This window comes from Thorsellia anophelis DSM 18579 (genome assembly GCF_900111395.1).
GTDB classification, from domain to species: domain Bacteria; phylum Pseudomonadota; class Gammaproteobacteria; order Enterobacterales; family Thorselliaceae; genus Thorsellia; species Thorsellia anophelis.
The window spans coordinates 57,972-69,176 of record NZ_FOHV01000006.1 but is presented as its reverse complement, the minus strand read 5'-3'; the positions used below and the strand labels follow the sequence as shown (position 1 = coordinate 69,176).

Sequence of the window (11,205 nt, the reverse complement as noted above, 5' to 3'; positions counted from 1 at the left end):
TCTATGGATTAATCTCTAAAATTAATATATTGAAATGGTTGACCTAGGTCAGCTTGTTTAATCAGTGCAATGGTTGCCTGTAAATCATCTCTTGCCTTGCCTGTTACACGCACTTGCTCACCTTGGATTTGAGTTTGTACTTTAATTTTACTCTCTTTGATAGTTTTAACGAGCAGCTTAGCTGTTGGGGTGTCAATGCCTTGTTTTAATTTAGCTTCTATGCTAAAAGTTTTACCACTATGGACTGAATCTTCAGGGATTTCTAAGGCTGTGCCTTCAATTCCGCGTTTTAGTAGTTTATCTTTTAAGACATCAATAAGCTGTTTTACTTGGAAATCAGACTCACTTGTAATTTTAATGGTTTTATCTTTATCATTTAATTCGATTTGTGCAAGCACACCTCTAAAATCAAAACGATTGGTGACCTCACGCAAGGCATTTTCAACACCATTACGTACTTCTTGTAAATCAATTTCCGACACAATATCAAATGAAGGCATTTATAACTCCTAATAGAAATTTAACTATAATTCAGGCAGTAGAATACTTACAAACCAAAGTAATTTTCAAAAATTATGATTAAGATTATCAGATTATTACTTCAATCTACCTTGTTGAATATTAAATTGTACATCGTTTTCTAGTACACGCTGGCTAATACTCATTATTTAAACTAGCCGTGTGAGTAATGGAACAAGTTAATATAGACAATAAATGGCTATATTCTATTTTCTTATTATATCACTGTTTAACGAAAAAATCAGATGGTGCTTATCAATTAAGTAGCTTTAGATGGGCTTATAGGTTGTATCAGCAATAATATCATGTCAGATATTTAAATGGTGTGAATATATTCATAACATATCTTTGATTTGTGTATCAATATTTTGTTTAGCATACTCAATTATATTAGTGATTGACATTTTAGCTTGGGGACTATTTTTCCAGCAAGTGCTGTTTAGTGCAGCTGAAACATCGTTCAAAATGGACTGTACATCAGATGCAGCTAATTGTTCAAAACTGCTAAAACCAATTTCTTCAAGTCTATCAATAACCTTTTCCCCAACGTACTTTAGGGTCATCAATGCATCTCTATCTTCTTGACTGAACATAATTATCTCCAGTAGATTTTATACTAGATTCTCTAGAACTAATTGATTGCGATTAATCTGATACTAAATTGCAGATTGCTTACCCGGGAGCAATCTCAGCTAGATAATATCATGATTAACAACTAGATTAGCTAAATAATATACGGCGATTATATTTTTTTCCTGATAATAGTTCTAAACTGGTCATAAGTCAAACCAAGTAATTGCGCCGCTTCCTTATGATGGTATTTCGCTGTTTGTAAGGCTAGCTCTACATATTCAGATCTGATTTTCTCTAAGTGATCTTTAAGGTTAATAGGAAGTTGTTTGGGGCGCTCAGTATTCTTTTCATATATATTGGGTATGGATGATTGATGTTTAGATTCACATATAACATTAGATTCATGGAGTGTCGTTGTTGGTTCTAGGTTGGGCTGGTCTAGATTAGTTGATGCTTCAAATTCTCTTATTACACTTGTTTTAAGTGGCTTAAAGGGATCAATAATAATATTATCAATAGGGCTTGCTTGATTTTCATGACGATAAATAGATCGCTCAATGGCATTTTTTAGTTCTCTAATATTACCAGGCCAGTCATAGCCAAGTAGCTCATTTATTGCATTTTGGGTTAATCCTGGAAAAAATGACCAGCTTAATTCACGGCACATAGCAATTGCAAAATGATTAGCTAGAAGCAATATATCTGATCTGCGTTCTCTTAAAGGCGGTAGATGAATGACATCGAATGCTAATCTATCGAGTAAATCTGCCCTAAAATACCCAAGTTTAGCTTGTTTTGGCAGATCTTCATTTGTTGCGCACACAAGCCGTACATTAAATTTAAGTTGCTGACTGCCTCCAACTCGTTCTAGCTGGCCATATTCAATTACTCTAAGTAATTTCTCTTGAACTAGCATTGGCGCATTACCTAGCTCATCTAAAAAAAGCGTGCCGCCATCGGCTCGTTCAAATCGACCTTGATGGCGTTTTTGGGCCCCGGTAAATGCACCAGCTTCATGTCCAAATAATTCTGAATCTAGTAATTGTTCACTCAATGCAGCACAATTAAGTGTAATAAAAGGCCCTTGCCAACGCTTAGATAGGTAGTGAAGTCTTTGTGCAATGAGTTCTTTACCTGTACCACGTTCTCCAATAATTAATACAGGCTTAGTCAAAGAAGCAGCTTTAGACGTTTGTTCTATCGCTGCTAAAAACGCGTTATCTTCACCAATTAAAGAGTCATTAAAATTCATTTGTCAGCCTTGAGTCAAATCCTGTGTGAATATGAGTAGAAGCATCCTCATAAAGAGAATCCACGAACATCATAATGAAGCATTGCATTATTTGGGTGGTAATATATTTTAAATATACCATAAAATGGCTATTTTAGCCAATTAATGGTTTAAATTACCAATATGCGAGAGAGTGAAATAGGGATATGTACTTTAAAAAGTGAGCTAAACGATATGATTAAATTTTTATCCTCTTGTGATAATCAGCTATTAATTTGATTGTTAATGAATTTATTTTTTAAGGTGATTGATGAAACTGATTTAAAAAAAAGTTGGCACGATCTTTGATATAAGATTAGTGTCAGCAAAGCGCTTTTTGACATCAATAAAATAACTGGGCAAAAATAATATTGCCAAATACAAGTATGATGCTAGCCATAGCTAATTTAAAACAATCTTAAGGAGTCTATCATGGGCATATTTTCACGTTTTACTGATATCATTAATTCGAATATCACAACATTATTAGACAAAGCAGAAGATCCAGAAAAAATGCTGCGTCTAATGATTCAAGAAATGGAAGATACATTAGTAGAGATTAGAACAACATCAGCAAGAGCACTTGCTGAAAGAAAACAAATTGAGCGCAAAATTGAAGAGGGTGAAGCTCAAGCTGCTGAATGGCAGTCAAAAGCTGAATTAGCGCTGCGTCGCGATAAAGAAGATCTTGCCCGCGCAGCATTGTTAGAAAAACAAAGTATTATTGAATTAGTCAATGTACTTAAAAAAGATTTAGCTAATTTAGAAGAGTCGCTTGAACGTATGAAAGGTGAAATTAGTGAACTTGAGAAAAAATTGACCGAAACCAGAACGCGTCAACAAACGTTAACACTACGCCAAGAAGTAGCAAGTAATTCACTTGAGGCAAGGAAACGTTTAGATAGTGGTAAAACTGAAGCTGCTATGGCTCGTTTTGAGCAATTAGAGCGTCGAATTGATCATATGAATGCAGAAGCTGAAGCAATGAACTTTGGTAAAACTAAAGATCTGAAAACGGAATTTGCTGAACTACAAGCAAATGAAGAAATAGAAAATGAACTTGCAGAGTTAAAGAAAAAAATGCAAGGCGTATAAGCCCAACTTAATGCGTGCGTAAGCACGCATTAAGAGTCATAAATTAATTATCATTAGAACGGAGGGCTTATGGCAATTTTTAGCGTAATCTTGGTTGTGATATTAGTACCAATACTCATTTTTGTGGTTATACCGTTAACGTTAATTTTTGGTATGAAAAGTAGTAAAAATAGCGAAAGTTATATTAACGATTCAGATATAGAGGCCCTTAAGCGACTTGAAAAGCAGCGCCGAGAAACGGCAGCTCGGGTAATGACTTTGCAGTCAATTATTGCAAAAGATTTTCCGGAGGCACATTTTACAAGAATTCGTGAAGATGACATTTTCAGTGTGCCAACAGATAGTAGAAGCGCAATGAACGAATTAGAGCGGTTATCAAATAGTATTATGAAGTTAGACAATCAAATCTTTCAGATTGAAACATTCTTGGACAGTAACATAAGAAATTGGCGGAGGAAATTATGAGTAAGAAACTCTATAGGGTCAGTAATGAAGGCATTATTGGGGGAGTCTGTGCCGGTGTGGCAAGATTCTTAGGCGTCTCGCCAAAACTGGTAAGACTAATTGCTGTGTTATTTCTATTTTTTGGCTTTTTCTTTATTACAACAGTAATTTATTTAATTTTGATGTATGTGCTTGAAGATGCACCAGGCCATGAAGCTAGCCTGCATGGAAAAAAGCCCTTTAAAAGTGTGTTAAACAATGCAGAGGCAGAATTGCAAACCAGTAAAAAACGTTTAAATGAGATTGAACGTTTTGTTACTTCAAATGCTTATGATATTGAAAAACAATTTAGAAATTTAAAGTAATTTTGCTTTAAAAGCTAGTTAAGAACACTGCTAGTGTAATTAATGTGACAGTCTTATACTAGAACAACAAAATCAGCTAGTATTTTGAATCAAAAAAGCATGCTAAATAAGAGGTGTTCATATCAAATTAAGTTTAACCTACTATTTTGAAACATAGATTATGAGTAATTGAATCTAACAAAAAAGGAAAATATAAGTTAGGAATTGTGAGTGAAAAATTGGATAATTTATACCAAAATTTGGTGACCGTTTGATAGGTCACCTTTTATGGAAAATACAAATAATAATTTTGTGTGGTAAAGCATAGGTTACAATATTTGTATAATTTGAATTAAATAATTGAATTTATGTTGGTGTATTATTTAAGGCCTTGATTGGAATTAAGTCAGAAACACAAACAGCACCATAAGCAGTATTTCCTGAACCACCTACCCCGGTACCTGTATTTGTTAAAGCTTGCCGTTGCGGTACAGTTGTTGTATCTACTGCCCAGTAATTCGGTTTATCCCACCCATTACCATATTGATTTAAATCTCCCCATTCATTAAATAAAGCACCCACTTGTCTTGTTGTTAATGTTGCCATGTTTGGAAGACGGGGTTGTGTAATGTCATTATTATAATACTTGCTCCAATGTTGAGGGTTATAAGCAGTCGAGTTCCCAAAAAGGTTCCAATATCTATAACTTCCTTGAAATTCGCCTAAAGAAAAAGTTCTAAATCCATCACCTTGGAGTTTGCAAAAAATATCTGGATTAGTAAATGGGCTATTCTGAAGTATTTCATTACCTTGACCTACCCATGCAGGTCTAGTATCCGGAAGAAATTCATTAGGACCTGCTTGGTAATATCCAAGCGTTGTCGGAGCACTATATGCAAATTGAGAGAGAAATAGCATCGCAAAACAAGCTATGATTCCTTTCTGGTTTTTGAAATAAGTATGCATAAATTTATCCTCGGATGTAATTATTTGCTGAATATTAATATATTAAATAGGTTGAATTGTAAAAGTTATTGAAGCTCGTAAGCTATTCTAACGCTCATTGTAACAATATGTGTCGATTAGTGCTAGTTCATTGTATTTAATTTACAAGTTTGAGTGATTTTAATAGTTAAAATCATTTGTATTCAATATTTTTAATAGTTATTATTCCCTAAAGCAAGCAAATTATTTTGTTTTTAAAGGTAACTTCAGGTATTTTGATCTGTTTGAATTACTAATAAAAGTCAGCATGTTACAAAATAGAACAGGCGCACTTATTTGTATAATATCTTGTCAACTTTACACACTAAATTTTGTTGATTGCAAAATAACTCTTTGATAGCTGGATTATTTGAATAAAATGATTTTAGTGCAATTAAATACTCGCTAATTATGTAGCTAAAGGTGGAGTCAATTGGAAATTACAGTAATTGGTGCAGGAGCGCTTGGTAAAATATGGTTGCACTATTTCGCGTTAAAAGACCATTTTATCCATTCCTGGATAAAAGATAAGAATGCAAGTCAGATTTCTTATACTATTTGCGATTTAGGTAAGATTCAAACAGAAGTAACATGTAAGGCAAATGATTTAGTTGAATTACAGAAAGCAGAAATTGTTCTTCTGACCTTAAAAGCATTTTCTATTGTATCAGCACTACAAGAGAGCCTTCCTTTTATTAAAAAAAATACTCCAATTATTGTTTTGCATAATGGGATGGGAATAAGTGAAAAAATTAGTGCTCTATTTCCAGATCGCCAACATCAAATCTACTATGGTATTACAACACAAGCAGCTTATATCGAAGGTAAAACCGTTATTCACGCTGCAAGCGGCATAACTCATATAGGTCAATTACCTGTTATAAATAATGGAAAATATTCATCACATCCTCTAGATAGTAATTTACTAAAAACTCTTAATAAGTCACTTCCCCATGTTAAATGGACAGATAATATTAAAAGCCAACAATGGCATAAATTAGCAATTAATGCACTCATCAACCCTTTGACAGTAAAATACCAATGCAAAAATGGTGAGCTTTTGAATTATCGAGCTGAGATAGAAGGGCTTGCTTTAGAGTTAACATTATTATTTGAAAAGCTGACTAGGGTAGGAGAACTTTTTAGTGATGAACGAGTTGACCTATTTGAGAATGCTTTAGATGTTATTGAAAAAACTTCCAATAATTACTCATCAATGTATCAAGATTATGTAGGTGAAAGACCGACTGAAATTGACTATATTACAGGATATATTTTACGTGTAGCGGAGCAACTTAATATTAACATGCCTTTACATAACGCTTTATACCAGTGTGTCAATCAAAAGGTTTTAACAATAAGTGAATAAATTTGTGTGGGATGTGTTAATGATATTCAAATTAGCTTAGTGTTATTATTATATTAATTATTTATTTATCATTTAGTTAAGGTGTGTTCTGTTAAGGTGATAAATTTAAAAAAAATAGGTTAATTTATCCTTTTATCGTGGAACTTTAATGGTTAACAAATTGGCATGTAATAAATCTATTGTTTATTTTATACTTAAACTCCAAAATACTTTCTATATTAATCAATAATAGCTAATTTGCTTTACATTTTTTTTTGACACGCTAGACTTAGTGAAAATTTTTAACTGACACAGGCAAACTGACTATAAAAAGTATATTTTTGTGGTGAGTCTGTGTTTTTTCTTTTCCAAGTGAGGTTTCAATGTCGCAATTCGTTTTTACGATGCACCGATTAGGTAAAGTCGTCCCCCCAAAAAAGCACATACTAAAGAATATATCATTAAGTTTTTTTGCGGGCGTTAAAATAGGGGTTTTAGGTCTTAATGGCGCTGGTAAATCTACACTGCTGAGAATTATGGCTGGAGTGGATAAAGAGTTTGAAGGGGAAGCACGCCCTCAACCAGGCCTTAAAATTGGTTATTTAGAACAAGAGCCAAAACTAAATTTAGAACACACCGTTAGAGAATCAGTTGAAGAAGCGGTAGCTGAAGTAGTCAATGCGATAAAGCGCCTGGATGAAGTTTACGCCCTTTATGCTGATCCAGATGCTGATTTTGATAAATTAGCTAAAGAACAGGAAGGTTTAGAATCCATTATTCAAGCGTATGATGGTCATAATCTAGAAGCTCAATTAGAAAGAGCGGCAGATGCACTAAGATTACCATCATGGGATGCTAAAATTGCAAATTTATCAGGTGGAGAACGTCGAAGGGTTGCATTGTGTCGTTTGTTGCTTGAAAAACCAGATATGCTTTTATTAGATGAACCAACAAATCATTTAGATGCTGAATCGGTTGCTTGGTTAGAGCGCTTTCTTCATGATTTCGAAGGCACCGTTGTTGCAATTACGCATGATAGATATTTCCTAGATAATGTAGCAGGCTGGATTTTAGAGTTAGATCGTGGTGAGGGGATTCCATGGGAAGGTAACTACTCTTCTTGGTTAGAGCAAAAAGAAAAACGACTTTCTCAAGAGGCTTCTGCTGAAGCTGCTCATAGAAAATCTGTTGAGAAAGAGCTTGAATGGGTAAGGCAAGGTGCTAAAGGCCGTCAATCAAAAGGTAAAGCACGGTTGGCAAGATTTGAAGAGCTTAACAGTATTGAGTATCAAAAAAGAAATGAAACTAGTGAACTCTTTATTCCACCAGGACCTCGTTTGGGGGATAAAGTGCTAGAGGTTAATCAACTCTCTAAATCGTATGGAGATAAAGTGCTGATTGATAATCTTTCATTTTCAGTTCCAAAAGGTGCGATTGTTGGTATCATTGGGCCAAATGGTGCGGGTAAATCAACATTATTTAGGATGATCACATCACAAGAAAAACCTGATAGTGGAACAATTGAACTTGGAGAGACTGTTGTTGTTGCCTCTGTAGATCAATTCAGAGATGAAATGGATGGTAAAAAAACAGTCTGGGAAGAAGTGTCAGGCGGCCTTGATATCATGAAAATTGGTAATTTTGAAATTCCAAGTCGTGCTTATGTTGGACGCTTTAATTTTAAAGGTGTTGATCAAGGAAAACGTGTGGGTGAACTTTCAGGTGGTGAACGTGGCCGTCTACATCTAGCAAAATTACTTCAAGTTGGAGGGAATTTACTCCTGTTAGATGAACCTACTAATGATCTTGATGTTGAAACGCTTAGGGCGCTAGAAAATGCACTTTTAGAATTTCCTGGTTGTGCGATGGTTATATCACATGACCGTTGGTTTTTAGATAGAGTAGCAACCCATATCATCGATTATCAAGATGAAGGGAAGGTTGAATTCTTTGAAGGAAACTTTACAGAATATGAAGAGTATAAAAAACGTACCCTTGGTGCAGATGCACTAGAGCCTAAAAGAATGAAATACAAAAAAATAACAAAATAAGGTGAGTTTTTCTTATCTGGCAAGGTTACTTGCCAGATAAAGTTACTGAATAAGTGAAATTTAATTGAATCATGGAAAAAAACAGTGCGCGATTTAAATTGATTCTCGACTATTTCATGTTAAATCGCTATACTTCTGCCCCTAGATTAATTATATTAAAAACGAAGAGCTGTTTTTTTCTTGTAAAAGCATGCTGATGTTGTTTTTAACTCATGCATTTTCAATTTTATGTAATTGATGTTAATGCTCTATTATACTTACTGACTAATTATTAACTTTTTGAGGAAAGATCATGCAAGTTGCTGATGAAAACACTACTGCAGTTGCTAATGAAAGCGAAAATCAAACAAATGAATTGTTACGCCGTGTATCCCTAGCGGTTTCAGCTGAAAGTATCGCAACAGCGATGAAGGCTGAGTTAATTAAAGCTTCTAAAACAGTACGTGTTAACGGATTTCGTAAGGGTAAAGTACCTTTAAATATTGTTGAGCAACAATATGGTGCCTCTATATTGCAAGATACATTTGGGAAGTTAATGTATAGGGCTTATGCAGAATATATTGCTAAAGAAAACATTTTACCAGCAGGCGATCCTTCTTTTATGGTTCAAAAATTTGAATCAGATAAAGATGCGCAATTTGATGTTGAATTTGAAGTTTACCCAGAAGTTAAACTTCAAAATTTAGATACAATTAAAATAGAAAAGAAAGTAGCTGAAGTACTTGAGTCTGATGTAGACGATATGTTAAATACTTTACGTAAACAGCAGTCTACTTGGAAAGAAATTGATGCAGCCGCAACAGACACTTCTAGAGTCACAATTGATTTTGTAGGTGAAGTGGATGGGGAAAAATTTGAAGGCGGTAAAGCAGAAGGTTTCATTTTACTTATGGGTGAAAACCGCATGATTCCTGGCTTTGAATCGCAAATTGTTGGTAAAAAAGCAGGTGATAAATTTGAAATCAATGTGACGTTCCCTGAGGATTACCAAGCTGAAAACTTAAAAGGTAAAGCAGCTAAGTTTGACACAACACTGATAAAAGTTGAAGAGCGTGAATTGCCAGAGTTAACAGCACAGTTTATTAAACGTTTTGGTGTGAAAGATGGCACTATTGAATCTTTACGCGTTGAAGTAGCTAAAAATATGGCTCGTGAACTTAAAGCTGTGATTAGAAATAATGTGAAAACACAGATCTTTGATGGCTTACTTGAAAATCATAGTTTCTCGATTCCAAAGGCTGTTTTACAAAGACAAATTGACAGTGTTAGAAAACAAGCAATGGAAAGATTTGGTAATATGAAAATGGATCCTGCAAGCCTACCGGATTCGTTATTTACTGAACAAGCTAAGCGCCGTGCAAGCATTGGTATTTTGTTAACTGAAGCGATTAAAGAATTTGAACTAACAGTAGATGAGAATTTAGTCAATACAATGGTAACTGAAATCGCATCAGCCTATGAGAATCCAGCTGATGTGATAAAACATTATCAAAAAAATAAAGATTTGATGAATGAAATTCGTAATATAGCGCTTGAACAGCAAGCAGTTGATGCTATTGAGGCAAAAGCTCAAGTTACAGAAGTTCCATCTTCATTTTCTGAATTATTAAAACAAAATCCAAATATGGGGATGTAAGTTTTAAAGATTAAGTAGTGATACTTTTCTGCCCGCATTTAAAAGCGGGCTTTTTTCATTTTTAGAGAATATCATAAATATGACAATCTAACAGTGAGTTTTCAGGTTGCTATTTAAATATGTAAAGAAAAGAAGAAAATTATACTGAATCGATATACACTACTTGCCACTGCTATTTAATTTGTCCACTTTATCTTCAATCATTGAACATTCATTTCTAATGAGTTATCTTCTAAGTGGATAGATTGTGATCGTAAACTATTAACAGTTAAGGAATTAATTATGTCATCTTTTCGTAACCCATTATCTGAACAAATGGCTCTTGTCCCTATGGTCATCGAACAAACAGCGCGTGGCGAGCGTTCATTTGATATTTATTCTAGATTGCTTAAGGAGAGAATTATCTTCTTAACTGGCCAGGTTGAAGATCATATGGCAAATTTGATTGTTGCCCAATTATTATTTTTAGAAGCTGAAAATTCTGAGAAAGACATCTATCTTTATATTAACTCTCCAGGTGGTGTTATCACTGCGGGGATGTCTATCTATGATACGATGCAATTTATCAAACCAGATGTTAGCACCATTTGTATGGGGCAGGCATGTTCAATGGGAGCATTTTTATTAACAGCCGGCGCAACGGGTAAACGTCACTGTTTACCAAATGCCAGAGTGATGATTCATCAACCTCTTGGTGGATATCAAGGCCAAGCAACTGATATCCAAATACATGCACAAGAAATGATGAAAGTAAAACATAAAATGAACTCATTAATGGCTCATCACACAGGTAAGCCAATTGAAGAGATTGAAAAAGATACTGAAAGAGATAATTTTATGAGTGCAGATGAAGCTGTTGCTTATGGGTTGGTAGATTCAGTTCTTGCCAAAAGACCAGAATAAATGTATTGATACATACCAGATTAGGTATCCGTACAGTT

Annotated in this window: 11 protein-coding genes; 7 read left to right on the top strand and 4 right to left on the bottom strand. The window is 34.4% G+C overall.

The annotated features are described in order from the left end of the window. Positions 1-8: 8 nt before the first annotated feature. From BMW37_RS05020 to pspF, 3 genes are all read right to left on the bottom strand, one after another. Positions 9-500 carry a YajQ family cyclic di-GMP-binding protein gene (locus BMW37_RS05020; RefSeq protein WP_093318293.1) on the bottom strand — a complete coding sequence of 164 codons (492 nt, stop codon included), beginning with the start codon at positions 498-500 and terminating at the stop codon, positions 9-11. A 354-nt stretch (positions 501-854) separates the two neighbouring features. Then, positions 855-1,112: a helix-hairpin-helix domain-containing protein gene (locus BMW37_RS05015; RefSeq protein ID WP_245711028.1), complete on the bottom strand. Its 258-nt coding sequence runs from the start codon at positions 1,110-1,112 to the stop codon at positions 855-857. Between the two features lie 149 nt (positions 1,113-1,261). Continuing rightward, entirely contained in the window at positions 1,262-2,344 is a 1,083-nt protein-coding gene (gene pspF, locus BMW37_RS05010; protein ID WP_093318289.1) for a phage shock protein operon transcriptional activator, read from the bottom strand. 450 nt (positions 2,345-2,794) lie between these two features. Between pspF and pspA the strand changes: the two genes are divergently transcribed. The 3 genes from pspA to BMW37_RS04995 all read left to right on the top strand — a co-directional run bounded on the left by pspA (position 2,795) and on the right by BMW37_RS04995 (position 4,266). Further along, the gene (gene pspA, locus BMW37_RS05005; protein ID WP_093318287.1) at positions 2,795-3,457 is read left to right on the top strand and encodes a phage shock protein PspA; all 663 of its coding nucleotides are present in this window, start codon (positions 2,795-2,797) and stop codon (positions 3,455-3,457) included. A gap of 69 nt (positions 3,458-3,526) precedes the next feature. Then, the gene (locus BMW37_RS05000; RefSeq protein ID WP_093318285.1) at positions 3,527-3,922 is read left to right on the top strand and encodes a hypothetical protein; all 396 of its coding nucleotides are present in this window, start codon (positions 3,527-3,529) and stop codon (positions 3,920-3,922) included. After that, positions 3,919-4,266, top strand: coding sequence for a PspC domain-containing protein (locus BMW37_RS04995; protein WP_093318283.1), 348 nt, complete (start codon positions 3,919-3,921; stop codon positions 4,264-4,266). Before BMW37_RS05000 ends, BMW37_RS04995 begins: the two co-directional genes overlap by 4 nt. A gap of 345 nt (positions 4,267-4,611) precedes the next feature. Here the strand turns inward: BMW37_RS04995 and BMW37_RS04990 are convergent, their stop codons facing one another. Next, the gene (locus BMW37_RS04990) at positions 4,612-5,211 is read right to left on the bottom strand and encodes a hypothetical protein (protein WP_093318281.1); all 600 of its coding nucleotides are present in this window, start codon (positions 5,209-5,211) and stop codon (positions 4,612-4,614) included. Between the two features lie 451 nt (positions 5,212-5,662). On the opposite strand from BMW37_RS04990, the gene BMW37_RS04985 reads away from it, so the two are divergent. From BMW37_RS04985 to clpP, 4 genes are all read left to right on the top strand, one after another. Next, the gene (locus BMW37_RS04985) at positions 5,663-6,598 is read left to right on the top strand and encodes a ketopantoate reductase family protein (protein ID WP_093318279.1); all 936 of its coding nucleotides are present in this window, start codon (positions 5,663-5,665) and stop codon (positions 6,596-6,598) included. A gap of 362 nt (positions 6,599-6,960) precedes the next feature. After that, a complete protein-coding gene (ettA, locus tag BMW37_RS04980; protein WP_093318277.1) occupies positions 6,961-8,628 on the top strand; it encodes an energy-dependent translational throttle protein EttA in 1,668 nt (555 codons plus the stop codon). Positions 8,629-8,920: 292 nt separating this feature from the next. Beyond that, positions 8,921-10,264, top strand: coding sequence for a trigger factor (tig, locus tag BMW37_RS04975; protein WP_093318274.1), 1,344 nt, complete (start codon positions 8,921-8,923; stop codon positions 10,262-10,264). 282 nt (positions 10,265-10,546) lie between these two features. Then, on the top strand, positions 10,547-11,167 hold the full coding sequence (clpP, locus tag BMW37_RS04970) for an ATP-dependent Clp endopeptidase proteolytic subunit ClpP (protein WP_093318272.1): 621 nt from the start codon (positions 10,547-10,549) through the stop codon (positions 11,165-11,167). Positions 11,168-11,205: the final 38 nt, after the last annotated feature.